The sequence below is a fragment of the Amphritea sp. genome (genome assembly GCF_048266285.1).
Lineage (GTDB): Bacteria > Pseudomonadota > Gammaproteobacteria > Pseudomonadales > Balneatricaceae > Amphritea.
Genome location: NZ_JBLWZV010000001.1, coordinates 75,834 through 99,728, shown reverse-complemented (window position 1 = coordinate 99,728; position 23,895 = coordinate 75,834). Strand labels below are relative to the sequence as shown.

Sequence of the window (23,895 nt, the reverse complement as noted above, 5' to 3'; positions counted from 1 at the left end):
CGGTTTCGCTTTATGCGACAACTCATAAGCCACTAGCGGCCTAAGAGTTACGCCTGTATAGCGGCTTCAACGGCCGCCGCTAAGGTCAACATACTAGCCTTGCCACCCATATCGCGAGTCAGCGCTTTCCCCTCTTTTAACACCTGTGCCATCGCTGCCATGAGCGTATCGTGCACCGCGTCAAAACCCAGATGTTGCATCATCATCGCACCGGCCCAGATCGTGCCCAGTGGATTAGCAATCCCCTGTCCGGCAATATCCGGTGCCGAACCATGTACCGGTTCAAACATTGATGGGAAGTTTTTTTCTGGATTGATATTGGCTGAGGGCGCTATAGCAATCGTGCCGGTACAGGCAGGCCCAAGATCCGACAAAATATCACCAAACAGGTTAGAGCCCACGACTACATCAAAATGTTCCGGCATCCGCACAAAGTTCGCCGTGAGAATATCGATATGATATTGATCAACCTTCACTTCAGGATATGACGCGGCCATCGCTTCTACCCGGCTATCCCAATAGGGCATGGAGTGATAGATACCGTTCGACTTAGTGGCAGAACTCAGATGTTTGGCTGGTCGACTTTGCGCCAGATCAAAGGCATAGCGCAGAATGCGGTCGGTGCCTCGACGGGTAAAGATACTCTGTTGCGATACCACCTCATATTCCGTACCTTCATACTGAATACCGCCCACCGAGGAGTATTCCCCTTCAACATTTTCCCGGACCACATAAAAATCGATATCACCGGGTTTCTTACCCGCCAGTGGACAGGGAATCCCGTCAAATAACCGCACTGGACGTAAATTAACATACTGATCAAAGGCCCGCCGAATCGGCAGTAATAACCCCCACAGCGAAATATGATCGGGTACCCCTGGGAAGCCCACGGCGCCTAGGTAGATCGCATCAAAGTCTTTCAACTGATCAAGGCCATCCTCCGGCATCATCCGGCCAGTTTTATGATAGGTTTCACAGGACCAGTCAAACTCGGTCCAACTAAACTCGACCCCCTGTAGACGTCCGGCAGCTTCCAACATTTTCATCCCCACAGGGATCACCTCTTTACCAATGCCATCACCGGGAATAACCGCTATTCTGACCTTGCTCATCATCTGCACCTCCATACGTCACATTCAACTGTTTCTGCCAAGCATTGTCTTTAAACTGCCAGCATCATATCCGATATACTATGTGAACTTAAAAGCCTCAGCGTAAAGATAAGGAACACAAACCGTGAACCATTTTCCTCCCCTTAATGATATACAAGCGTTCGTAATGGCAGCCCGACAACAGAGTTTTAGCCTTGCGGCAGACCGCTTGAATGTTTCCCCAGCCTATATCAGTAAACGCATCGGCCTGCTAGAAAAACACCTCAGCGTCCGTTTGTTTATCCGTGCCGCACGGCAAGTCACGCTCAGCCCAGAGGGTAAGGTGGCCTTACTGTGGTCAGAACAACTATTGGAAACCATGGAGCGGATGCAGGCGGAGATCAATAATGAACAGTTGATCCCCAAGGGGAAACTGAGAATCGTCACCAGCACTGGCTTTGGCAGCCACTTTATTGCCCCCATAATCTCGCAGATCAGCCATCAGTATCCAAAGTTGAGTATCGATTTAGAACTCCTAGATCGCCCTGTTGATTTGATTTCAGAGGGCTTCGATATTGAATTACGGGTAGGAGGCGAGCTGCCGCAACAGATGATTGCCAAACGGCTTGCCACTAACCAACGGATCCTCTGCGCCTCCCCGGCCTATCTGCAATCACAGGGCACACCTACACAACTCGCTGAACTCAATCATCACCGCTGCATCGGCATCCGCGAACGCGATCAAACCGATGGTCTGTGGCACCTAAATAGCGGGACGAAACAAACAAGTATTCAATTAACTGCACCACTCACCACCAATAACGGCAGCGTAGCAAAGCAGTGGTGCCTTGATGGACAGGGCATCATGTTGCGATCGATTTGGAATGTGCAACAGGAGATTAATGCCGGACAACTGGTCAGGGTTCTCCCCCAATACGCACAGCCCGCCGATGTTTACGCACTCTACCCCTCAAGACTAGAAACATCCGCCAAGCTAAAAGTAGTGGTGAGTAAGCTAGAACAAGCCTTGAATCAAAGCGCCGTAACCATTTAGCCGCCTCGAGCAACAGGAATTATGCTCCATAAAACAAGTCATGACCGTTCTCAAACGCATTCAATGACCGCTTAGAAACGCCTATAAAACAAGCGTTTGATTTTGCCGCAATAACGCCCCATAAAAAATCGAGACTTTGTTACATTACTTTACATAACTTTACATATGCGCCAATAACATTAGTCTCTCCTCATATAGCTGAGAGTGATACCATTATGCAGATTTATAAATACGACTAGGAGTGTCGAGCAATGAAGATGTTTGTTAAAGCAGTACTGTGCGCAAGCGTATTAGCGACAGCAGCTACACCGGCGGTAGCAGAAGATTTCGCGTTTAAAGACCAAATTGAAGCCCGTCAAGGCTACTTCCAAATGGTTAAATTCAATATGGGTGTGCTCGGCGAAATGGCTAAAGGCAAACGCGATTACGATGCCGACCTAGCTCAAGCAATCGCAAACAACCTGAAAAGTGCAGCATCAATGGATAACCAAATGATGTGGCCACAGGGTTCTGATATGGATGCGGAAGGACTGTCCGACAAAACCAAAGCGAAAGCCGCCATTTGGCAAGCAGACTCCGAAATCGGTGCTAAATTTAAGAATTTTGCCGACGCAACTGAAACCATGGCAGCCAATGCTGGACAAGGCCTTGACGCGCTTCGCAGTGCTATCGGTCCTTTAGGCAAATCATGCAAGTCTTGCCACACAGACTACCGCGCTAAATAAAACACCAACGGCAGCTTTATACTCCTGTTATAAAGCTGCCCCTACCCCCTCTTCAACAGCATAAGGAGTATCGAATTGATGGTTAAAATTTGGGACATTCCAACTCGAATTTTTCACTGGGTACTTGTTGCGCTTTTCCTGTTTATGATTTACAGCGGCAGTTGGGATGACAGCCTGATGGAGTGGCACTTTTATAGTGGCTACCTTCTTTCTGGCTTGATTATGTTTCGTGTTTTTTGGGGACTGGTCGGGACCCGCTATGCTCGTTTCTGCTCGTTCATTACCTCGCCAGTGAAGGGCTTAAGCTACTTAAAAGCGATGATCAAAGGTGACCCTGAACACTTTTACGGACATAACCCCGCCGGGGGCATTATGGTCGTGATGTTGATTCTACTATTGATATTACAAGTCGCGTCAGGCTTGGTGACTTCGGATGAAATCCTATGGGAAGGACCATTTTACGCCAGCGTGAGTGATGAGCTCGCCAGCTTAGGGGCCGAAATTCATCATACGGTTCAATTAATACTGCAGTACCTCATTGGCTTTCATATTCTTGGCGTACTCGCCCACAGTGTTCTGTTTAAAGAAAAACTGGTTGCCTCAATGGTGACAGGCTCGAAGAAGGATCTAGGTGGTGCGACACCAAGAGAACCAATCAATCCGATTGCATTAGTACTCTGCCTAGGTCTTAGTGCCGGTTGGGTTTATTACCTGTTTAGTTTGCCGATCTAACGATTAACACAACCTCCGCACACGATTAAAGGGGCAATTCCGATCAATTGACCATTACTTAACAGCCTTAAATAATAGTCGATTTTCCCCAAGTCTTTTACTAAATCTAAAGCACATACCAAAGCAGTGCCGGTAGCGAAACAAACCCCATAAAAGTTGACACAATAACCAATCCGGCAACCTCTTCTGGGCGCTGATCATATAGCTGTGCGAACAGATAACAGAACACCGCGGCGGGCATGGCACATTGGAGAATAATAACGCCAGCGGCAGGACCTGAAAGATCCAACCCCCAAACTATCGCCAATCCAACACAAAACCCCATCACCAACCGCAGAGCCGACAAACCAAAAGCCACCTTTAAACGCCCTATTTTTAAACTCGCTAACGATACCCCCAAGGTAAACAGCATCAAGGGCACCGTCAGATCTCCAATCAGTTTTGTGGTGTTAAACAACCAATCTGGCACCGTCAGATCACTCAATAAAAATACCGCAGCCAGCGCTGTCGCCGGAATAATAGGCATCTTCAACAGAGATTTAAGTGAAAAACTACCGGAGACAAATGCGACCCCTAAGGTCATCTGCACCACCACATAAACAGTAAAAAAAGCGACCGCTAAGGCTAGCCCTTCCTCACCAAAAGCTAACATACACAGTGGCAAACCGATATTCCCCACATTCGGCCAGGTTAACGCCTGCAGAAATGCCCGTTGCGGTAGTTTAAAAATAGCGAGAACTGCGCCACCAATCAGCGCAAACGCCAGAATAGCAACCAAAGCCGCCAGCCCCATATTCCATAGATACGATGGCGCTAACTCCACCTTCGCCAAGGCATAAAAAACTAAACAGGGAGTCGCAAAATAGGTGACGATCGCGGTCACCAGCGAGGTATCAAAATCTTTTCCGCTTTTAGACCAACCGTAACCAATCCCAACACAGACAAAAATGGGCATCAAAATAGAAAAAATCACTGAAAACATACTAGCGCCTTCGGGTTGGATAGGTTATTAAATCGACATTCACCGTTGAAGGTGAGGTTGTCAGCCGGTCATCTAATTTACCCTATAAAGCCAACGACTTCACAGTAGCACGTCATTTTTTCTTTATAATCAACAGGCTGACCTATCGGCTCCTACCTGTCGTCCACGACAGTTACCCCTAAGCAATAACTTATATAGATTAGAAACCATAACGTTAATAAACCGACAAAATGGAATTTAATCATGAAAAAGTATCTACTTTTCCTAGGCATCACAGCAATGGGGATTGCCAGCCCTACATTAGTGAATGCTCAAAGCGTCTCCTATACTTCAACGCAGAACTCAGGCCCACTCAGCATTACGAATAGCGAGTTCCCTCCCGGTGTTTATGATTATCCAACTCAGATAAGTGATCGCTGGCCTGCCACGTTTAACGAGACCAGCACTGATAGAATGTTTATGCACACCTTTAATATTAAGGTCGGCAAAGGATGCAGCGTATCGGCAGCATCCTTAAACATGAAAGTGACAGCACTGGGAAAATCGGAGGTACCGGTTAATGATAAATTAGGTTTTTTGAATAATGCCCAAGGTATTTTTAGCACTTCCATCTGGAATCAAAATGAAGCCCCCGGTACATCAAAAAATCTATCCTACAACTTAGCCTCCGTGCCGGGCGTGGGCTCTATTTTGAATACACTCAATGACGGCACCTTCAGCATATACCTACAAGATGATACTGCCGTGAATAGCGTAACGTTACGCACCACGGTTACCTGCCCTGATCCTAACCCCTACGGTGGCCCGGTCGATGTAAAAGGTGAGCATTTCCAATGTTACGACGTGAAACCTGCAGAAAAATCGAAGCCGGTTGAAATTACCATTCAGGACCAGTTTGGTCGCGATAAAGTGGTATTAGGACAACCCGTTATGCTGTGTAACCCGTCAGCTAAAATTCACGGTAAAAAAAGCTACCGCATACAAAATAAAGAGCGTCATCTGGTTTGCTATCACATCATCAAGCAGCGCTCGCCTAAAAGCCTGAAAGTACAGATTAACAACCAGTTCGAAGGTAATGGATTACAAACCGGAGAGCGTCAAATATTCTGTGCTCCATCATTGAAAAAGCACATCACGGGTGCCCGTCCACAATCCCACGAAGCCGCGATGAAACCTATAAAGAAAACGCTGAATTAAACGCTAGGCTCGAGCTGAGCAGCTCTTTATTAACTTGATCCAGATAGCAAAAAACCTCGCAATTGCGAGGTTTTCTATGTTTGGTAGGACTAGGCAGATTATTCCCCTGCGGGCTATCGTCGCAGGCTCCGATGTGGTCTCGCTACGCTCGGCTCGAACTAACCGTTCTTCATCTGCATAGTCCAGATAGCAAAAAACCTCGCAATTGCGAGGTTTTCTATGTTTGGTAGGACTAGGCAGATTCGAACTGCCGACCTCTACCATGTCAAGGTAGCGCTCTAACCAACTGAGCTATAGTCCTAAAGTGTTTGATCCCTGTTGGGAAACAACGCTGGCTATTATACGCAGCGATTAAACGGGTTCAAGCCTTAATTTGCATTTTTATGACGATTTTAAACAACCCACCGAAAAACAGGCAATGGATCAGCAAAGGAGCCGATATTAGACCAAAACAACCTGGCCATTACCAAGCACTACTCGCTGGGATTGATACTGCCAATGCTGCTGAATCCGCGCATCGGATAACACCTCAGCGGGACTATCAATTACGCTAACCTGTCCTTTATCCAATAAACAGCAATTATCGCAATAACGCAGTACTTGATTAAGATCGTGAAGGATGGCGATCACGCCAAAACCGTCCGCCCTAGCCAGCTGCTGAACCAATCCGAGTAGATTATGTTGTTGGCCTAAATCCTGTGCTGACGTTGGTTCATCAAGCAATAACAATGGTGCCCGGCTAGCCTGACTTAGCTGTAACAATACTCGGGCTAGCTGCACCCGCTGTCGCTCTCCGCCAGACAATGAAGGATAGGGCCGATCGGCAAAACGAGTGCAGTCAGTGAGTTGCATTTTCTCATCGATCAATCGGCTCGCTTGCCCTCGTGAGAGTGATAACGGGGTTAAACCTAACGCAACAACTTCTCTAGCACTGAAGGGAAACGCCAGCTGACTCGCTTGAGGAAGCACCGCTAAATGCTGAGCTAAGTCTCGCCGGTTCCAGTCGTTTAATGTTTTATCGTACAACCGAATAGAACCCAGGGTCTTAATATCACCGCTGATGGCTTTCAATAAGGTGGTTTTACCTGCACCGTTAGGCCCAAGCAAGCCGTACACCTCCCCCGCCACGACCTCTATAGAGACATCATCTAGCAGCCGTTTACCTTGAGGGGCGAAAGTCACGTTATCAAGTTGTAACATGCTCAACTCCAATTTTTTCGCTGCTGAACTAATAAAACCAAAAAGAACGGCGCGCCAAGTAATACCGTAACTAACCCCACGGGCAACTCGGCAGGTTGTACAACCACACGTGCCAAGAGATCGGAACACATCAACAGTACTGCTCCTAGTAATGCAGACAGCGGCAGTAGATAGTGATGATTTGATCCGGTAGCCAAACGGACTAAGTGGGGAACAACCAAACCGATAAAACCAATAATGCCGGCACACGACACCGCCACACCGACACCTACGGCAGTCAGAATAATCATTTGCAGCTTGAGTTGTTCGACATTGATGCCGAGATGACGCGCTTCCGACTCACCCAGCAATACAGCATTTAAGGCTTGTGCACGACGCTGAAATGCGATCATTAAGACCACCATCGTGGTGAAGGCCAACCATAAATTTGCGCTACTCGCAGAGGTTAATGACCCCATCTGCCAAACGCTCAATTCCCGTAAACTGCTGTCATCAGCGAAGTAACTTAAAAAACCAATGGCCGCCCCAGCAAACGCCGATATCGCCACACCGGCTAATAGTAATACCAATACCGAGGTGCCATTTTTTGATTGCGCAAAACCATAGACAAGCAGCGTTGTGAGTAAGCCCCCTAAAAAAGCACTCACCGGTATCGTCCAGCTGCCCCAAGCAGACGGAAATAAAACAATGGCAACAATCGCTCCCACCGCCGCCCCAGACGATACTCCGATGATGCCTGGATCGGCCAAGGGGTTACGGAATAAACCCTGCACAACGGCGCCGCACTGCGCCAAGATAGCGCCCACAAAAATAGCCAATAACAAACGCGGTAGTCGCAGTTCTAACACCACCACTTCTTGATAATCGTGTAACTGGCTGAAATTTGCATCAAAAGCTTTGTCGACAACAATGAGTAAGCTATCAAGTACCGGCAGACTCATAGCACCGACCACCAGCGATAATAATCCACAAACCAGCAACAGCCCCGTCAATGCGAAAGCGTAAAGTGGGACAGACCGCGGCATCAATGATCACCCTGTACAGCAAGCGTGCGGGTAGTGGATAACTGCTGCGTTAAGCGGATCGCTTCATCGATCGCTGATACACTCAAGCCAACCACCAAGGAGGCGCCATCAACGGCCACAATACGCTGCTGTTTTCCGGCGGGGGTATGCGCCAATACGGCATTAGCCGCAAGTAGGTTAGGCACCGCCATGTCAGCGGTACGCCCCGCGACAATAATGATGGTCGGCTGCATCTCTAACAAAGACTCAACGGATATATTTCGATAGTTATCAAATCCAGCGACATTCTCGGCTTTCATTAGGTGAATAAACGCATCACCACTGGTGCCTCTTCCCGCCAAACGCAACTTGGTTTCATCCATCGCCAGCAGAAAAGCGACCCGCTCCCCGGCTAAATGTTGCTGCTCGATCTTCGCCAATTTATCGTTAACGCTGACGAGTAAGGCCTGCCCCTTATCTACTTGATTCAATGCCGTCGACAATTGCAGAATATTGTCCTCTAACTGCTGGCCCGTGTTAGCACTCTTCAATGGCACAAATTTAACGTTGGCCTGCTTGAGTGCCATCAACACATTCTCTGGGCCCGTATGTTCACTACCGATGACAACCGTTGGATTCAAACTCAATAAACCTTCAGCAGATAAGGTACGGTGATAGCCAATATTAGCTAGCTTGGGATAATCAGGCGGTAATTGACTGGTGACATCGACGGCTACCAACTGTTTATCGAGCCCGAGGGCGAACATCAATTCGGTCACGCCAGCATCCGTACTAATCACCCGCACCGGCTGCTCGGCATAAACCGATAAGGGGACGGCCATTAACAACATCAATTGCATACAGATAATAGCGGCCAGTTTTAAAGGCTTACGTCTAAACGATCGAAACAGTACTGAACTCATGGCTGTGCATCTTCCATTAAAATGTGGGTATTGGTTACCTGCTGCTCATTCAGCAGCGCCAGAAGTTTTAATAACGGCTCAACCTCCACATCGCGGGCGGCCGCTATCGATAACTCCGGTGTTGGGGCTGCGGCGATATTGAGCAGCAACGACGCCTTAAACTCTGGCCAGGTATCGAAACGTTCCTCACCGATGGCATAAGCTGGCGATTCATTGAATAAACTCACGACGATGGGCTTGGTTGTCGTTTCTTGTTGGCTGATCTCGCTATCACTACTGGGTATATCCACCGGCAAGGAAAGCAGCCGCGCATTGGTGGTGAGCAGCAAAAACACCACCACAATAAAAATGATATCGATCAGCGATGTGAGTTCTAAGCTACTGTGAAGCTGCGTTTTATGTTGCACGCGGATCATTTCAATCCACCGCGACCATCGCCCGTCATCTTGACGCCTTCAAGGCGAAGGTTGGCGACATTCAAACCCTGTTCGGTCATGCTAATCAGTTTATCCACCCATAGCTGAAAGCCATGCGCACCCAACACTGCCGGTATGGCGATAATTAAACCTGCCGCCGTGGTTTTCATCGCGATACCCAACCCCTCGGCCATCATTGAAGGGTCGATCGGACCTTGATGCCCACCTAAGGAATCAAACACTTGAATCAAGCCGATCACCGTCCCCAACAATCCCAGCAATGGCGCAATTAAAGCAATAATATGTAACAAACGAACACCATGATTGAGTGTCCGTTGACGACTCTGTAACCAGATCGCCGCGATTTCTGACCGCATGCTGCGTGGCTGATCAGCGTGTTGATCAAGCAGTAACATGCCCGCAGAAGGTAAACTACGCTTGATACTGTGATAACAGAGCACCGCAACCCGTTCGAGTAGAATCAACAGCGTCAGCACAAAACAGATTAACAAGGGCACACCTAACGGCCCGAGATACTGCAGGGATAAGATAAAGATATTCATAATGTCCGTTTATAACCTTCAACAAAGATCAATTAAGTGAAAAAATAACCGGAATACGTACCCGTGAAGCAGTGCGAATGCCGTTTTCTTCATAGGGTTTAAATTGCCAACCAGAAACCGCTTTTAACGCAGAGGCATCTAACAGAGCTAAGCCAGAGCTCTGGGTTACTTCCAACTTCGATTTTTGACCTTTCTCATCCAGCCAAATATCAAGCCAAACAGTGCCTTCTTGGCCCCGTTTGCGGGCAACCGTGGGATAACGTGGAGGCTTAGGCTGTGCAGCAAAAACCGGTTCGGTAATAATCGTTTCATGGTTACCGGCTTGCCCTGCGTTATGTTCTGTGGGGCTGAGATTGAAATTAGGATTGGCTTCGGTATTTGAATCCGCCGATGACACTGCGGGTCGGTTATTCACCGGCGCGGTTTTGGGCCGAGGCTCACCGCTAACAGCTAAGACAACAGGCTGCTTAGACGATAGCTCGACCGGTTTAGCTTGTGCTGCCTTTGCGGATGGTGGAGAAGCTTTAGTGACCGCCAGCGTTGCCTTCGTTGACGCTACAACCTTCGCCTCGGGCTGGGTGAATGCTGCTGCCGATTCGGACACAGAGCGCTGCGATGTCTTCGCTGGAACCACTTTCGCAGTAGGTTTCTGAACGGACTCAAGCGTCTCGGTACTACCATCAATCACCGTCTTTGCCGGAGTGCTGTTAACCTTCAGCGATGTGGCAAATGAAATCGCCACGGCTAGGTTACTGCTCTCAGCGGTATGCCCCGCCATAACATGAGGTTTACCGAGTGCCGCTACCGCCCAGTTTTGTAATAAAAACAGCCCCCCAAGAAATAATATACGCCAACTGAGTAAGCCTTTTTTTATAACGAACTGAGCCATCAATTCAAACCTTCGCCCTAGCGTTTGCCTAATAAAATTCTAAATTTGCCTTTCAAAATCAGTCCTTCGAGCAGCAAAGCATAATCATCTTAGAACACTTCCCGCATAGATGTAAATACAAATCGTTATCATTTACATTCGTTTTCACGTCGAGTACCATGCTGTCAATCTCGATCAGCGAACGATGAAAAAACACGGGATTAAGTCCGTACAAGGGTTCTCCGTTAGCAGCAATAACAAGGCTTGGTATGACCTTTTCACCTGAATCTTTCGATTAAATCGCTGGTTTTTTTATTAACTCAATTCACATCAACTCAACAGGATGATTCATGAAACCTAATCCTTTAGCGGTGCTGATTAGCAGTATCATTGCGATGCCAGCGGTCGCAGCATCAACAGCTGAAAACCCGGTCTTTAATGTGGGCAAAGTCGTTGTTAATGCAACACGGATGGAGCAAGACGCTGACGACGTTTCACGCCAAGTCATCGTTATTGATAAAGAGAGTATCGACTCTATTCAGCCGCAATCGGTCGCTGAAGTATTAGCCAATGAACCCAATATTCTAATTGAAGGTGGTTCCCGTCCAGGTTATCAAAGCGTCAACATTCGCGGCCTCGGTGGTAATCAGGTATTACAAACGGTCGATGGCGTACGCCAAGATTTTGAATCTGGCCACCGCCCAAGCTACTTTTTAGATCCTGTACTACTGAAATCAGTGGAAGTAATTAAAGGGCCTGCGAGTAACCTCTGGGGTTCAGGTGCTTTGGGTGGTGTTGTGGCGCAATCCACCATTGATGCGGCGGATATTTTAGCGCCGGGGGATGATTTCGGAGGGCTAATTAAAAACGGCTTTAATTTTAATAACAACCAGAGCACCACCACGGCGGTGATCGCTGGCCGTACCGAGACCGTTGATTGGCTGTTGAGTGGTTACTATCGTGATTCTGATGATATTGAAATGGGTAATGGGGATGCGCTGGAAAACTCAGCATCTCAGGATCAAGGTGCTTTAGCAAAGCTCGACTGGCAGATCGATGAAGACCAATCGGTTGCCTTTAACCTTCGCCACGCAGCCGCTGAAGGAGGAGTCCCCTCGAATGGCACCTCTCAAGTCAATGGCAGCAGTGTTTTTCTGTTAGACAAAGATCAAGTCAATGATGGCGCCTCTATCGACTATAAAATTAACACCCAGTCTCCACTGGTTAATGCACAGATCATGGCCTATTGGGACAAGGTGGGCATTGATGAAACCCGAGTCAGTGATGATCGTGCAGACAGCACAGAGAAAACCACTTACGGCCTAAACATCAATAACCTGTCACAGCTTGACAAGATCACGCTGCTCTATGGGGTTGATGGTTCTCATAGTACTTTTTCGACTGAGCGTGGCGGAACTGACCGCCCCACACCACCTAAAGCCGATATTGATATGTGGGGCGCGTTTACCCAAGCGAATATCCCCCTATCATCCACTTGGTCGGTAGAACTGGGAGCTCGTTATGATGACTTCGCTGTCAATGCGAAAAATTTAGATGAAAGTCGTTCGGACAGTGCTTTATCGCCTTCTGCTGCGCTAATCTGGCAAACCACTGACAATTTACAACTGACCCTGCGCCATGACCGAGCCTTTAGAGCCCCAACGGCGGAAGAACTCTACAGTACCGGCACCCACTTCTGCATGGGACCGGGAATGTGTAACACCTTTCTGCCCAATCCTGATTTAGACGCAGAAAAAGCAGAAAACACCGAGTTAATTGCTAAATGGAACGTTAGCCCCGCATGGTCGATCACCACAGCATTATTTGAAAACCATGTCGATAACTTTATAGAACAAACCGTTTCCTTCTCGCCTTTCCCGGGTAATACCTATTGGGAAAACGTCGATGATGCCAAACTCTATGGCTTTGAAATCAGCGCCCACTATAGCCAAGACAACCTGAACTTAGCCCTTGGTTATGGTCAGACCCGAGGCAAAGATGAATCAACTGGCGATCCGCTCAATAATATCCCCGCCGATACTTGGACTGCAGATCTAAACCGCGCCTTCTTTAATCAACAGTTTAAAGCCGGTATCCGTCTGCTACATGCAGAAGAACAGACCTTATCTACCGGTGATAGCTACGATGATTACACCCTCACCGATCTATATGCGGCATGGGAGCCTGCAGCGATTAAGCACTTAACACTCAACCTAACGGTCAACAATGTGACTGATGAATACTACCGCCGGGCATGGGCTGAGCTCTATGAAGCCGGACGAGAAGTGTCTCTAGCCGCCACCTATAAGTTCTAATAATTACACCGCATTAACGGGCTACCTACCCTTCAAGTAGCCTTGTTAATGTCTGTTGGAGCAATGTCATTAATGAAAACTGAAAACAGCATCAGAGAGTGCCTTCCTGGGGATAAGGCCGAAGCGCTGCTTCGAGAACTCGCCAACTGGGGGCATACCACCACCATTATTTTGCATGGCGGTTGTGTATTTGAGTTTAAAGGCTGCTTTCCCGAAGGCAGTAATGGCCATGGTTACTACAACCTGACCGGTCCGGTGCCGGGCCTGCATGGGCACATCAACCTAAGCGCCATCGATCATATTGATTTCCAAGATAAACCCCATCGAAGCCGAACCAGTTACGCCTTTAATTTTCAAGACAAAGACAACCACAATATCTTCAAAGTTTTTTTAGGACGACAGGCAGATGGCGAACTGATCGCCGAGCAAGTCACTCGCTTTAAAGCGATTAAACAACAGCTTAATTTAAACAAAGATTAGGAAACCCCATGAGCAAAGAATCACTACAAGCCCGTGTACAAGCCGAGGTTTTAACCTTTATCAACAGCCGCCAAAGTTTACAGCTGGCAACCATTGGCGACGATAACCAACCGTATGCGTCATATTCACCCTTCGCCATTGGGGATGACTGCCTGTATGTCTTGCTCAGCGAAATGGCGGTACATGCCAGCAACCTACGAACCAATCCGAAGGCGGCAGTGATGATCATTCAAGATGAAGACAGTTCAAAAGAGTTATTTGCTCGGGTGCGCGTCAACTATTCGATAGACGCTGAATGGCTCGATTATGCCGATGAGCAATGGGCACGAGGCATTAATGCGCTAGCCGATCGGCATGGCGACAGAATCGATAAGTTAAGCCAACTGTCCGACTTTAAGCTGTTTAAACTGAAACCAACCGGTGGCCGTTATGTCAAAGGTTTTGGCAGAGCCTACACTCTGGCAGGCAATGGGCTAACCGGCCATGAAGTGCAACATATCACCGGTGGCCACGTCAAAAGAACAGCGGCATAAATCGACGCTCTAACGCCCCTAAAGCAAGCCAACAGTGGCTCGCTTTAGGGCGACTCTATCAGCACCGTCCAATCCCATCATCAAGTCACTACCCATGAGGACTAGCCAGCATTCATGACGCCCATCAAAGGGGCAGAATCACAGTAAAACAGCTGCCCTGTCCTAGCTCACTCACCACCTGAATATCACCGCCATGCTTCTGCACAATACCGTGACTAATGGACAACCCTAGCCCCGTACCTTGATCAACACTTTTAGTAGTAAAGAACGGATCAAACAGCTGACTAACGACCTCGGCCGGCATACCACAGCCTGTATCACGTATCTCAATCTGCACCTGCTCCTCAACACAGCGGGTTTTAATATAGATATCCCCCTGCCCCTCAATTGCGTGGGATGCGTTGACCAGCAAATTCATCACCACTTGATTTATCTGCGCCAAATTACAGTTAACGAGGGGCAGCTCGCCATAGTCTTCATGAACGCTGCAATGATATTTCAACTGATTACTCACCAGCTTAAGCGTGCTGGAAATCCCTTGATTAATATCCGCCGGTTTTACCTCATCACTGTCTAACCGTGAAAAGCTTTTTAAACCCGCTACGATCTCTTCAACGCGGGTAATGCCTTCGAGAGATTCATTCAACAGCATGGGCAAGTCCTCAATAAGATAAGCGATATCTTGCTCCTCTTTCAGCGCGGCGAGCCTAAGTGGCGTTGTGTATCCATCCTCGGATTCAATCAGTAGTTCAATGGATTCAGCATAGCGCAGCAGGTCATCTGTATATCGTTGTAACGAACCAAGATTGCTTTTTATATAGCTCACCGGGTTGTTTATTTCATGAGCGACGCCTGCAGCCATGGTGCCTAAGCCCGCCATTTTTTCCGCCTGAATCAATTTTTGCTGGGTGCTCTTGAGGGTTTCCAGCGTCTCTTCTAATTGCCTATTTTGCGCTTGTAGCTGCTCTGTCCGTTTGGCAACCCGTTGCTCCAACGACTGGTTCAAGGCCTGTAATTCCGCTTTATAGCATTGCTCTGATTCACTGGCTTTTTTAAGATTGCTGGCCATCAGGTTAAACGATCGTCCCACCACCGCAACCTCATCACGCCCACTCACCGGCACTTCAATATCAAAAACACCTTGGGCGACAGCTGTGGCAGCTTCTCTTAATTTTTGTAACTGGCCGGTCAAATACCCACCGAGTAAAAACGAGAACAGTGCCACCAGCAGCATTTCACCGGACGCTAATACCAAGCCCCAGGTATAAACTTGATCAATGGATTCATTAATCGAGCCGATACCAATACCCAACTCAACCGTGCCATACACATGCCCACCTTCGACAATCTGCGCGGTGGCATCAAAGACACCATCAGCAATCTCTCCGGCGCCATGATCGATAACAAACAGGTCGTTTAACTGGTGCGATGTATCACCGGCCTGCGCAAACAAAGTGCCATCAGCAGCTAAAACACGGGCATAAATCAGATCAGGGTTTTGCATCACTACGTGGACAAACGACTCCAACGAAGCAAGGTCAAACGACAGCACCGCATCTTTCGTCGTGGTGGCGAATAAAGTCGCGGTGGTCGTCGCCCGTTTATTCAGAGCCTCATAGCTGGATTCACGGATAAATTCCATAATGGTCAGCAGCAAAACCAACAATAAAACCCCTTCAATCAATGCCACGCCAATAATGGTTTTTAAGCGGATAGACATATCAGTTAGCCTCGGCTTAGTCAGCCAGTAGATGGTCTAGCAAGGTAATATTGAGTGAGCGAACATCATCCCAATCGGCATTTTCTGCAGCCGTAAATTCATTAAAACGAATGCTGTTTAGCAATTTAATCCCCTGCGGATCATCCACCATACCCAACAAAGCCTCGCGAATACGCTGTTGCTGCTTGGTGCTGATACTCGGCGCGACGGCAACCGCATGGGGTGTATACCCCTCACTGGTCCAAAGTATTCTCAGCTGTTCCCGGATAGCAGGGGTGGTGTTATTAAAAGTACGCAGTACCCCGCCGCCGGCTTGAAAAAAACCCCGCGCCACCCCGAGGTAGACCGAATCATGGGATGATACATAGCTGGGTGAAAACTCAATATGGTCCTGCTTTAGTCGGCTCTGGGGGATCACACTGGCCGCAAAAGCAGCGGGTGATGGAAACGCCATTTTTGTACCGTTTAAATCCATAAGGCTGTTAATCAAGCTATCTTTACGCACCACCACAATGCCTTTAATCCGCTTATCTTTCTGCCGTGCTATCGCCCGATAACCGGGCTTCTGATTAAACACCGTAAAATGGTAAGGGTTCATGTAGGCGATATCGTATAAACCTGCATGGAGGCGTCGCTCAAAGGTGGGGATATCTTTCGCGGTGGTAAAGCGAATCTGATAACCTGTTTTGGCACTTAAGTAATCGGTTATAGGTGTCCACAAATGGGCCAGTTTTTGTGCTGATTGCTGAGGGACAATACCAAAACTCAAGGTTTCAGCCGCTGCGCTCACGCTAGTTGTACAAAAAACACATATCGCCATCAATGTTGAAAATCGCATTACGCTCTCCCGATACCCTAAAGGTGTGTTTCTGCCTTTATTGGTCGATATAAATTTTTAGAATTTCAGCTAGGTTTATTTCCATATCAATAACCCGCTGTATGGTTAAATCATCTAACACCTGACCAGCACTCAACAACAGCACGCCCTGAGCCGAAAGTAGATCCCGACTCAGCGTCATACCCACCGCCATGTCAGAGCTACGAATAACCCGATCATGTAGGGCTTCCCCCTCTTGGCTCAGCGTTTCCAGCGCCACATTAAGCCGTTCAACATCTTCAGCGTTATAGCGCTCATGGGCATAACCTCGCATATAATCCAGCGCCGCCGCAGTACTCATCGCTTGCGCCTGATAGCGCCCATTAGTCAGCTCAACAAAATCATTAACAACACATAACAACTGAGCGGCCGGGGTAATATCATCTTCACTTAAACCATTGGGATAACCACTGCCATCTAAATACTCTTTATGCTGACGAATAATTTCCCCGGCACCATAAAGAGGTCTCACAAGGCTGATCGATGCATGGGCTAACAGCGGGTGCTGATGAAAGCGCCGTTGCTGTATCGGTGTCATGTCGGTATAGGCCGGCTTTAACAGCTCATCATCAAAACTCAGCTTACCGAGGTTTCGCAACTGCCAGGCATAATACAGCTGCTTGAGGTCTTTCCTGTCTATCTGGGCTTGATTGACCACGGCTAAAAACAGCTTATTCAGCGACACCCCCTGCTCTGCATTCTGTCCTAAACGGCGTGCAATCAAGGCGGAAAACATTCTCACGGTCGAGCGATAGCTATTGATCAGTTGTTCATGATTTTTCTGTAACTGCAGAGTACGCTGTTCAATGGTTTTTTCTAATGACTGATTAAGTTGTTCAAGCCGCGCCTGCTTATCCGCATTGTCACGCACTAAACGTTCGTTCATCCGCCGCAGGTTAGTCAGCTCAAAGCTTTTTTGAACCACGTTGATAACATCAGCATCATCCCAAGGCTTGGACATAAAACGGCTAATACGGCCATTATTAATCGCATCGATCGCCGCCTGCGTATCGGCATAACCGGTCATTACCACCCGCTCGGTAGCGGGCCACCGCTCAGCGACGTCGGCCAAAAACTGATCGCCACTGGTTTCCGGCATGCGCATATCACTGATCACTAAATCAATCGGGTGCTGTTCCAGCACCTCAATCCCCAACGCCGCCGATTCAGCCGTGTACAGCGTACACTTTAACGGTCGCATCAGCCGTTTGAGCGAGCTGAGCACTGCTGCTTCATCGTCCACCAGCAGTATTGTAAATTCTGAACAGTCCATGCTTATCCCTCCTCGGGCTCCTTTATGTCACACCTTAACAGCCGCGTGACCCGTTGATGATGACTCGCCTAAGTTACCTATCCCATCGCCATCTCATAATCGTAGCCCCGCAGCAGCGCGCTTGGATGCATCCGCACGGTATTCAACGCCGACCAGTGGCTGACACTCTAATAATTCGCGAAACCGCTCAGCAGAGACCGCCGGGCTATAAAAGAAACCTTGAATTTCGTCACATCCTAGCCCTCGAAGCAGTTCCATCTGCAACTCAGATTCAACCCCTTCAGCCACCACTTTCTTTCCGAGGTCACGGGACATCACGATAATATGTTTAATCAGTTCGAGACTCTCTTTTTGTGTCCCGAGACCGCTCACAAAGGAGCGATCAATTTTCAGAGTGTCGAATGGGATACGATGCAAATATTTTAGTGACGAGTAGCCGATGCCAAAATCATCAATCGCCAGCCGAACCCCCAGCTTCTTGAGTTCTTGTAACAATCCTATACTGTGGCCGATATCCTGCATCAAAAAAGTTTCTGTGATTTCTAGCTCGATCTGATCTGGAGCTAAACCTGACTGCTTGAGAATGTTTTCAACCTGAGAAATCAACGATACATCCTGGAACTGTCGGCCAGATAGGTTGATCGACATGACAAACGGCGGTAAACCTTCAGCCTGCCAGATGCGCCCTTGCGAACTCGCCGTGGCCATAACCCACTCACCAATCGGTTCGATTAAACCGGTTTCTTCGGCGATGGGAATAAACTGTGTTGGCGAGATTAACCCCTGAGTGCCATGCTGCCAACGCAGTAGGGCTTCAGCCCCCTCCACACATCCGGATATCAATGACACTTTGGGTTGGTAAACAACAAACAGCTCTTTGCGCTCTAATGCCCGATAAAGGTCACTGTGTAAGCCGATCGAATCAACATCAGGCCCATTTTTATCCACCTGATATCGTTGCGCGCGAAGCCGGCCTCCTCTTTTACAGTGGTTCGCCGATGCTTGCGCATTACGAATTAACTCAATGGCGCTATCACCATCCTCGGGAGAGGATGCATAGCCCACCCGAAACGACACATGGATCTCCTGATCATTAAAGGCAATCACGCCTTCAAAGGGTACTAGCAATTGAGTCGCTAAAGCCTCGATTTGCTCCGCTGAATAATGACCATTCAGAACCATGGCAAACTCGTCACCGCTCATGCGCCCCCACTGGCTGTCGGCGGGCTTATCTTCTAACAACATGGCGGCAATCTGCGCCAGCAAACAGTCGGCATCCTTAAACCCTAAACTGTCGTTAAAGCGTTTAAAACCGTTCACATCCAGATAGATCACCGTGATTGGATTATCGGTCTCCGCCAACTGATGCTGCAGATAACTCATAAGCTGTTCACGGGTTAATAGCTCACTCACCCCTAAAGCAGTAGTGGCGCGGTATTGTGCCGAGATCACCCAGCGATCTGTCGCTACCGGCTTAACCACCAAGCGTAATGACCGGCTATTCTCGATGTCGGCAAGCTCCAGCACCTCTTGTTGTTCGGTACAAAGATCCATTAGCTGTTGATACCCCAATAAAGGGCACACCAGATCGATCCGCCGACCCACAACGGATTCCTGTTCAGCGTCACACAGAACCACTGCAGCGGGATTAATCAGATGGATAGCACCATGGGCATCAATTTCAAATAGCGCTTCTTCACTTTCGATTAACAAACGTTGATAACTGGCTTTGCGCTGCCGCGCACGTAGCGCCGCAAAGGCTCCATCAAGAACCATCAGTAACTGCTGATCCTGCCAAGGTTTCTCCACGAAGCGATACACCGCCCCGCTGTTCAACGCTTCAACAACGGCGTTGAAATCGGCGTAGCCACTCATAATTAAACCAACGGTTTCGGGGTACTGTTGATGAATGATGGTTAATAATTGTGTGCCACTCATCGTCGGCATTTTATAATCGGAGAGAACCACTGAGATCGACGCTGTCTCCATCAACGCTAAAGCTTCGACACCATTATTTGCCGTTAATACCTCATAACCGTTACGGATTAACAGCCGTGTTAACGCATTGAGAATAGCGGATTCATCGTCGACGAGCAGGATTCTTCTTTTCATGTTTCCCCCTAATGCTCAGGTATCGTATTTACCTGAATAGCGTCGACAGACATCCACATATGAAACATTATGTGCAGCTTCGCTATAATCAATTGTGTTTCACGTTTGTGTTACTGAGCCCAACAGCCCTTCAACAGCATCCAATAGCTCTTTCTCAGTAAAGGGTTTGCTCAGTACTTGATCGGCCCCTAACTGCAGCGCTCGATCGAGGTTGTGCTGGTCGAGTGCTGAGACCACTAAAATTTTAAGTCCACTCAAATTTGGCTGTTGTCGGACAAACTCAAGCACCGCAAAACCATCAAGCCCTGGCATACTCAAATCCAAGGTCATCAATGCCGGCTTCTCCTGCATCAATAAGCTCCCTGCTTGAAAACCATCATGTGCAATAAGCGTTTCAAAACCCGCCGGTCTTAACGCCCGCCGGATAGCCCGAGTAATGGCCTCTTCATCATCGACAATCAATACACGACTATTAACAAAGCTCTGTAACTCTTCTGGCACCGGCATCCCATGACGGTCGAGAAAAGCAATAAAATCCTCAACCAGTACCCGATTGTTGCCACGCCCCGGCAATTTAAACCCTTTTAAATCGCCTTTCTCGATCCAACGAATTACGGTGCGTAGGTTTACATCGCACCATTGGGCTATATCTCCAGTACTTAATGTTTTCATTTTCTGACACCAATGCTCTTACAATTTAGGTCCTTTTAACTTGATGACATTTATAGCATAGTATACTTTTAATACAAAAGCGACATTTGTGACATTTGCGCTGTTTGTACATTAGTCTAGGTATTAATATGAGTATTCCTATCGCATCGCTGCGCTCACTGAGTCAATATCGCTAGCAATAGCTTCTTACTGCTCTATAAAGCAAAATGATTTAAACCGGCACACCACCGAGAGGTCGCTAAAATGAAAGGGGTTATTTTTAATATTCTGGAAGAGCTGGTCATTGAAGAAGCCGGTATGCCGACGTGGAATGCCATTCTGGCGTCGCTACAGCTGAAAGGTATTTATACTGCCGGCCACAGCTATCCCGATGAAGAACTGATGGCACTGGTACAAGAGATTTCTATTCGCCTTGCCCTATCGATCCCAAAGGTCATTGGCCACTTTGGCGAATATCTATTTCGTCAATTGAATCAGCGCTATCCAGAATTTACGGCGCAACAACCGGACCTAAAACGGTTTCTGCTGAGCGTACATGACGTGATTCATGTCGAGGTGGATAAGCTTTATGAAAATCCAAGTTTGCCAACCTTTAGTTATCGCCAACCGGCCGACAACATCTTAGTGATGCAATATCGTTCGCCGCGAAAATTATGCATTCTCGCGGAAGGTCTAACCCGCGGAGCCGCGCAACACTACAACACAGAGATTCGCATGACTCATCCGGTGTGTATGCATCAACATGCAGACCATTGCGACTTAATCATCGAGTTTTTGTAATCGAAGGACATAGCATGAGTGAAGCCGAAGCTTACAAAGCCGCTTATCAACGCGAGAAGCAAGCCCGATTGGAAGCAGAACAACTACTTGAGGTAAAAACCCGCAACCTATTTCTTGCCAATCAGCAGTTGCGAGACCAAAATACCCTGCTGAAAAATCAACAAGCGCTGCTTATCCGTACCGAAAAACTGGCAACTTTAGGCACCCTTGCAGCCGGCGTTGCCCATGAGATCAACAACCCACTGGCCTTTGTGCTCAGTAATATGGACAGCCTAAAGCGCTATGTCGAAGCCTATAACGCATTGCTACAACTGGGCCGAAATTGGCTGACCGAGCAACAACTGACAGAGCAACAGGCGATACAATTACAAACACTCATCACGCAACAGGATCTCGACTTTATCTGTGAAGATGTCGCCGAACTGCTCAGCGATACCGATCAAGGTCTAATTCGCCTACGAGATATCGTCCAAGGATTACGTAACTTTTCCCATGGCGGCAACACGGAACGCACTCAGTACAACCTTAATGAAGGTCTCGACAGCACTCTGAAAATACTGCAAAGCGAGCTGAAAAATAATATTAAGGTTAATTGCCAGCTAGCCGACATTCCTGCCACTAAGTGCAATCCCGGAGAGCTCAACCAGGTCTTTCTAAACCTGATTATGAATGCCTGCCATGCACTATCCGAAACCCAGGATGCACAGATAGATATCACCACGGACACTAAAGACGATTGCATTGTGATTCACATAAAAGATAATGGCAGTGGTATACCCGAAACGGTCTTAAAATCTATTTTCGATCCGTTTTTTACCACTAAACCGGTCGGCCAAGGCACCGGTATGGGCTTATCCATCGCCTATGGCATTATTCAAGATCACAAGGGCAGTATTAATGTGACCAGCACCGAGGGCCAAGGCAGCTGTTTTGAAATTCACCTCCCCGTTGAAGCTTAAGCCATCGCTAAATAGATGACACCCGTAGTGACATTTGACGGCTCGCCGTAGCAGCCATTGCTAAAATTTCACCCTAGGTTATTACTGTATTTCGGTCATGACTGCCGCTATATTTCTTCTAATGAGTCATTTACAGAATATAAATCTCTTAAAGCAGTGCTAAGTTAAAAGCAACTACATAAAAAATAATCATAATAAAGATGTTACATCCCCTAAGAGGAGTGTTCTGTATGCTGATCGGTATCCCCAAAGAGATTAAAAATAACGAGTATCGGATAGGTATGACACCCGCCGGCGTGCGCGAGCTCGTCAGCCACGGTCATCAAGTGGTGGTGCAGCGTGATGGCGGCACGGCTATCGGTTTATTGAATGAACAATATACGGCAGCGGGAGCCACCTTGGTTGATACCGCCGCTGAGATATTCAAAAGCGCCGAGATGATCATTAAGGTAAAAGAGCCACAACCGGACGAATGTAAAATGTTGCGGCCGGGTCAACTGTTATTTACCTATCTTCACCTAGCACCCGATCCAGAACAAACCCGCTTACTGATAGCCTCCGATGCTATCGCCATCGCCTATGAAACCGTCACCGACTCACAAGGCGGCCTGCCGCTGCTAGCCCCCATGAGTGAAGTGGCTGGGCGCATGTCGATTCAAGCCGGCGCCCATGCGTTAGAAAAAGCGCAGGGCGGCATGGGTATTTTGCTCGGTGGCGTACCCGGTGTAGCACCCGCGAAAGTCACCGTTATTGGTGGTGGCGTTGTCGGTATTAACGCCGCCCGCATGGCGATGGGACTGGGAGCAGACGTGACCATTCTCGACCGATCGATCCCCCGTTTAAAAACCCTCGATGAGCAGTACGGCCCACAGCTAAAAACCCTCTATTCCAGCGTTGAAACCATCGACGCTGAAGTCAGCCATGCTGATCTGGTGATTGGGGCAGTCTTGATACCCGGCGCAGCAGCCCCCAAACTAGTCACTCGGGAGATGCTAAAAACCATGAAGAACGGTTCAGTTCTGGTGGATGTAGCGATTGATCAGGGCGGTTGCTTTGAAACATCCCATGCCACTACCCATGAGGAGCCGACCTATGAAATCGACGGCGTGATCCATTATTGCGTCGCCAATATGCCCGGGGGTGTCGCTCGCACCTCAACCTTTGCCCTGACTAACGCCACCCTGCCCTTTGCCCTCGCACTCGCTAACAAGGGTTATCAACAGGCGCTGCAGGATGATCCCCATCTCATGAATGGGCTGAATGTGCACTGTGGCAAAATCACCTGCAAAGCCGTTGCTCAAGCACTCGATTATGACTATCTAACTCCGACGGACGCAATCCGTTAACCTGCGATACAAAAAAAGGCCGCCCAATCTGGACGGCCTTCATTTAACCTCAGTGTTCAACTCGGATCTAAAC

General features: G+C 48.2%; 23 protein-coding genes and 1 tRNA gene. 10 read left to right on the top strand and 14 right to left on the bottom strand.

Going from position 1 to position 23,895, the window contains the following annotated elements; genetic code table 11:
• Positions 1–47: 47 nt before the first annotated feature.
• Positions 48–1,112 (bottom strand): tartrate dehydrogenase, encoded by a 1,065-nt coding sequence (locus tag ACN0T0_RS00415; protein ID WP_417221947.1) that lies wholly within the window; start codon positions 1,110–1,112, stop codon positions 48–50.
• 124 nt (positions 1,113–1,236) lie between these two features.
• Between ACN0T0_RS00415 and ACN0T0_RS00410 the strand changes: the two genes are divergently transcribed.
• The 3 genes from ACN0T0_RS00410 to ACN0T0_RS00400 all read left to right on the top strand — a co-directional run bounded on the left by ACN0T0_RS00410 (position 1,237) and on the right by ACN0T0_RS00400 (position 3,602).
• A complete protein-coding gene (locus ACN0T0_RS00410) occupies positions 1,237–2,145 on the top strand; it encodes a LysR substrate-binding domain-containing protein (RefSeq protein ID WP_417221946.1) in 909 nt (302 codons plus the stop codon).
• Between the two features lie 251 nt (positions 2,146–2,396).
• Complete coding sequence (locus ACN0T0_RS00405) at positions 2,397–2,870, top strand: c-type cytochrome (RefSeq protein WP_417221944.1); 474 nt, start codon at positions 2,397–2,399, stop codon at positions 2,868–2,870.
• A 78-nt stretch (positions 2,871–2,948) separates the two neighbouring features.
• Positions 2,949–3,602, top strand: coding sequence for a cytochrome b/b6 domain-containing protein (locus ACN0T0_RS00400; protein ID WP_417221943.1), 654 nt, complete (start codon positions 2,949–2,951; stop codon positions 3,600–3,602).
• Positions 3,603–3,708: 106 nt separating this feature from the next.
• Here the strand turns inward: ACN0T0_RS00400 and ACN0T0_RS00395 are convergent, their stop codons facing one another.
• Positions 3,709–4,584 carry an AEC family transporter gene (locus tag ACN0T0_RS00395; RefSeq protein ID WP_417221942.1) on the bottom strand — a complete coding sequence of 292 codons (876 nt, stop codon included), beginning with the start codon at positions 4,582–4,584 and terminating at the stop codon, positions 3,709–3,711.
• A 243-nt stretch (positions 4,585–4,827) separates the two neighbouring features.
• Here ACN0T0_RS00395 and ACN0T0_RS00390 point away from each other — a divergent pair, with 243 nt between their 5' ends.
• A complete protein-coding gene (locus ACN0T0_RS00390) occupies positions 4,828–5,781 on the top strand; it encodes a hypothetical protein (protein WP_417221940.1) in 954 nt (317 codons plus the stop codon).
• A gap of 224 nt (positions 5,782–6,005) precedes the next feature.
• Here the strand turns inward: ACN0T0_RS00390 and ACN0T0_RS00385 are convergent.
• The 7 genes from ACN0T0_RS00385 to ACN0T0_RS00355 form a co-directional block, all read right to left on the bottom strand.
• Positions 6,006–6,082: transfer RNA gene (locus tag ACN0T0_RS00385), tRNA-Val, on the bottom strand.
• Positions 6,083–6,222: 140 nt separating this feature from the next.
• Entirely contained in the window at positions 6,223–6,981 is a 759-nt protein-coding gene (locus ACN0T0_RS00380) for a heme ABC transporter ATP-binding protein (protein WP_417221939.1), read from the bottom strand.
• A gap of 2 nt (positions 6,982–6,983) precedes the next feature.
• Complete coding sequence (locus ACN0T0_RS00375) at positions 6,984–8,006, bottom strand: FecCD family ABC transporter permease (RefSeq protein WP_417221937.1); 1,023 nt, start codon at positions 8,004–8,006, stop codon at positions 6,984–6,986.
• The gene (locus ACN0T0_RS00370; protein ID WP_417221935.1) at positions 8,006–8,908 is read right to left on the bottom strand and encodes a heme/hemin ABC transporter substrate-binding protein; all 903 of its coding nucleotides are present in this window, start codon (positions 8,906–8,908) and stop codon (positions 8,006–8,008) included. Before ACN0T0_RS00370 ends, ACN0T0_RS00375 begins: the two co-directional genes overlap by 1 nt.
• Positions 8,905–9,324, bottom strand: a complete 420-nt coding sequence (locus ACN0T0_RS00365; protein WP_417221933.1) for an ExbD/TolR family protein — start codon at positions 9,322–9,324, stop codon at positions 8,905–8,907. Before ACN0T0_RS00365 ends, ACN0T0_RS00370 begins: the two co-directional genes overlap by 4 nt.
• Positions 9,321–9,887 carry a MotA/TolQ/ExbB proton channel family protein gene (locus ACN0T0_RS00360; protein WP_417221932.1) on the bottom strand — a complete coding sequence of 189 codons (567 nt, stop codon included), beginning with the start codon at positions 9,885–9,887 and terminating at the stop codon, positions 9,321–9,323. Before ACN0T0_RS00360 ends, ACN0T0_RS00365 begins: the two co-directional genes overlap by 4 nt.
• A gap of 28 nt (positions 9,888–9,915) precedes the next feature.
• The gene (locus tag ACN0T0_RS00355; RefSeq protein WP_417221930.1) at positions 9,916–10,776 is read right to left on the bottom strand and encodes an energy transducer TonB; all 861 of its coding nucleotides are present in this window, start codon (positions 10,774–10,776) and stop codon (positions 9,916–9,918) included.
• Positions 10,777–11,105: 329 nt separating this feature from the next.
• On the opposite strand from ACN0T0_RS00355, the gene ACN0T0_RS00350 reads away from it, so the two are divergent.
• The 3 genes from ACN0T0_RS00350 (at position 11,106) to ACN0T0_RS00340 (ending at position 14,083) form a co-directional block, all read left to right on the top strand.
• Positions 11,106–13,070: a TonB-dependent hemoglobin/transferrin/lactoferrin family receptor gene (locus tag ACN0T0_RS00350; protein ID WP_417221929.1), complete on the top strand. Its 1,965-nt coding sequence runs from the start codon at positions 11,106–11,108 to the stop codon at positions 13,068–13,070.
• Positions 13,071–13,142: 72 nt separating this feature from the next.
• Positions 13,143–13,550, top strand: a complete 408-nt coding sequence (gene hutX, locus ACN0T0_RS00345; protein WP_417221928.1) for a heme utilization cystosolic carrier protein HutX — start codon at positions 13,143–13,145, stop codon at positions 13,548–13,550.
• A gap of 8 nt (positions 13,551–13,558) precedes the next feature.
• Complete coding sequence (locus tag ACN0T0_RS00340; RefSeq protein ID WP_417221926.1) at positions 13,559–14,083, top strand: HugZ family protein; 525 nt, start codon at positions 13,559–13,561, stop codon at positions 14,081–14,083.
• Between the two features lie 124 nt (positions 14,084–14,207).
• Here ACN0T0_RS00340 and ACN0T0_RS00335 read toward each other — a convergent pair whose 3' ends face one another.
• The 5 genes from ACN0T0_RS00335 to ACN0T0_RS00315 all read right to left on the bottom strand — a co-directional run bounded on the left by ACN0T0_RS00335 (position 14,208) and on the right by ACN0T0_RS00315 (position 20,737).
• Positions 14,208–15,803 (bottom strand): sensor histidine kinase, encoded by a 1,596-nt coding sequence (locus tag ACN0T0_RS00335; protein WP_417221925.1) that lies wholly within the window; start codon positions 15,801–15,803, stop codon positions 14,208–14,210.
• A 16-nt stretch (positions 15,804–15,819) separates the two neighbouring features.
• Entirely contained in the window at positions 15,820–16,641 is an 822-nt protein-coding gene (locus tag ACN0T0_RS00330) for a phosphate/phosphite/phosphonate ABC transporter substrate-binding protein (RefSeq protein ID WP_417221924.1), read from the bottom strand.
• Positions 16,642–16,678: 37 nt separating this feature from the next.
• Positions 16,679–17,953, bottom strand: coding sequence for an HD domain-containing phosphohydrolase (locus ACN0T0_RS00325; RefSeq protein ID WP_417221922.1), 1,275 nt, complete (start codon positions 17,951–17,953; stop codon positions 16,679–16,681).
• Positions 17,954–18,046: 93 nt separating this feature from the next.
• Entirely contained in the window at positions 18,047–20,065 is a 2,019-nt protein-coding gene (locus ACN0T0_RS00320) for an EAL domain-containing protein (protein ID WP_417221920.1), read from the bottom strand.
• 99 nt (positions 20,066–20,164) lie between these two features.
• Positions 20,165–20,737 carry a response regulator gene (locus tag ACN0T0_RS00315; protein WP_417221918.1) on the bottom strand — a complete coding sequence of 191 codons (573 nt, stop codon included), beginning with the start codon at positions 20,735–20,737 and terminating at the stop codon, positions 20,165–20,167.
• A 243-nt stretch (positions 20,738–20,980) separates the two neighbouring features.
• Here ACN0T0_RS00315 and ACN0T0_RS00310 point away from each other — a divergent pair, with 243 nt between their 5' ends.
• From ACN0T0_RS00310 to ald, 3 genes are all read left to right on the top strand, one after another.
• The gene (locus ACN0T0_RS00310; protein WP_417221916.1) at positions 20,981–21,517 is read left to right on the top strand and encodes a heme NO-binding domain-containing protein; all 537 of its coding nucleotides are present in this window, start codon (positions 20,981–20,983) and stop codon (positions 21,515–21,517) included.
• Positions 21,518–21,531: 14 nt separating this feature from the next.
• Positions 21,532–22,476: a sensor histidine kinase gene (locus ACN0T0_RS00305; RefSeq protein ID WP_417221914.1), complete on the top strand. Its 945-nt coding sequence runs from the start codon at positions 21,532–21,534 to the stop codon at positions 22,474–22,476.
• 230 nt (positions 22,477–22,706) lie between these two features.
• Entirely contained in the window at positions 22,707–23,822 is a 1,116-nt protein-coding gene (gene ald / locus ACN0T0_RS00300; RefSeq protein WP_417221912.1) for an alanine dehydrogenase, read from the top strand.
• Positions 23,823–23,895: the final 73 nt, after the last annotated feature.

Excerpts from the sequence above, each read along its gene's own strand:
- ACN0T0_RS00415 (WP_417221947.1), bottom strand. The coding sequence starts at position 1,112 with ATGAGCAAGGTCAGAATAGCGGTTATTCCCGGTGATGGCATTGGTAAA.
- ACN0T0_RS00405 (WP_417221944.1), top strand. The coding sequence starts at position 2,397 with ATGAAGATGTTTGTTAAAGCAGTACTGTGCGCAAGCGTATTAGCGACA.
- ACN0T0_RS00400 (WP_417221943.1), top strand. The coding sequence starts at position 2,949 with ATGGTTAAAATTTGGGACATTCCAACTCGAATTTTTCACTGGGTACTT.
- ACN0T0_RS00395 (WP_417221942.1), bottom strand. The coding sequence starts at position 4,584 with ATGTTTTCAGTGATTTTTTCTATTTTGATGCCCATTTTTGTCTGTGTT.
- ACN0T0_RS00390 (WP_417221940.1), top strand. The coding sequence starts at position 4,828 with ATGAAAAAGTATCTACTTTTCCTAGGCATCACAGCAATGGGGATTGCC.
- ACN0T0_RS00380 (WP_417221939.1), bottom strand. The coding sequence starts at position 6,981 with ATGTTACAACTTGATAACGTGACTTTCGCCCCTCAAGGTAAACGGCTG.
- ACN0T0_RS00375 (WP_417221937.1), bottom strand. The coding sequence starts at position 8,006 with ATGCCGCGGTCTGTCCCACTTTACGCTTTCGCATTGACGGGGCTGTTG.
- ACN0T0_RS00370 (WP_417221935.1), bottom strand. The coding sequence starts at position 8,908 with ATGAGTTCAGTACTGTTTCGATCGTTTAGACGTAAGCCTTTAAAACTG.
- ACN0T0_RS00365 (WP_417221933.1), bottom strand. The coding sequence starts at position 9,324 with ATGATCCGCGTGCAACATAAAACGCAGCTTCACAGTAGCTTAGAACTC.
- ACN0T0_RS00360 (WP_417221932.1), bottom strand. The coding sequence starts at position 9,887 with ATGAATATCTTTATCTTATCCCTGCAGTATCTCGGGCCGTTAGGTGTG.
- ACN0T0_RS00355 (WP_417221930.1), bottom strand. The coding sequence starts at position 10,776 with ATGGCTCAGTTCGTTATAAAAAAAGGCTTACTCAGTTGGCGTATATTA.
- ACN0T0_RS00350 (WP_417221929.1), top strand. The coding sequence starts at position 11,106 with ATGAAACCTAATCCTTTAGCGGTGCTGATTAGCAGTATCATTGCGATG.
- hutX (WP_417221928.1), top strand. The coding sequence starts at position 13,143 with ATGAAAACTGAAAACAGCATCAGAGAGTGCCTTCCTGGGGATAAGGCC.
- ACN0T0_RS00340 (WP_417221926.1), top strand. The coding sequence starts at position 13,559 with ATGAGCAAAGAATCACTACAAGCCCGTGTACAAGCCGAGGTTTTAACC.
- ACN0T0_RS00335 (WP_417221925.1), bottom strand. The coding sequence starts at position 15,803 with ATGTCTATCCGCTTAAAAACCATTATTGGCGTGGCATTGATTGAAGGG.
- ACN0T0_RS00330 (WP_417221924.1), bottom strand. The coding sequence starts at position 16,641 with ATGCGATTTTCAACATTGATGGCGATATGTGTTTTTTGTACAACTAGC.
- ACN0T0_RS00325 (WP_417221922.1), bottom strand. The coding sequence starts at position 17,953 with ATGGACTGTTCAGAATTTACAATACTGCTGGTGGACGATGAAGCAGCA.
- ACN0T0_RS00320 (WP_417221920.1), bottom strand. The coding sequence starts at position 20,065 with ATGAAAAGAAGAATCCTGCTCGTCGACGATGAATCCGCTATTCTCAAT.
- ACN0T0_RS00315 (WP_417221918.1), bottom strand. The coding sequence starts at position 20,737 with ATGAAAACATTAAGTACTGGAGATATAGCCCAATGGTGCGATGTAAAC.
- ACN0T0_RS00310 (WP_417221916.1), top strand. The coding sequence starts at position 20,981 with ATGAAAGGGGTTATTTTTAATATTCTGGAAGAGCTGGTCATTGAAGAA.
- ACN0T0_RS00305 (WP_417221914.1), top strand. The coding sequence starts at position 21,532 with ATGAGTGAAGCCGAAGCTTACAAAGCCGCTTATCAACGCGAGAAGCAA.
- ald (WP_417221912.1), top strand. The coding sequence starts at position 22,707 with ATGCTGATCGGTATCCCCAAAGAGATTAAAAATAACGAGTATCGGATA.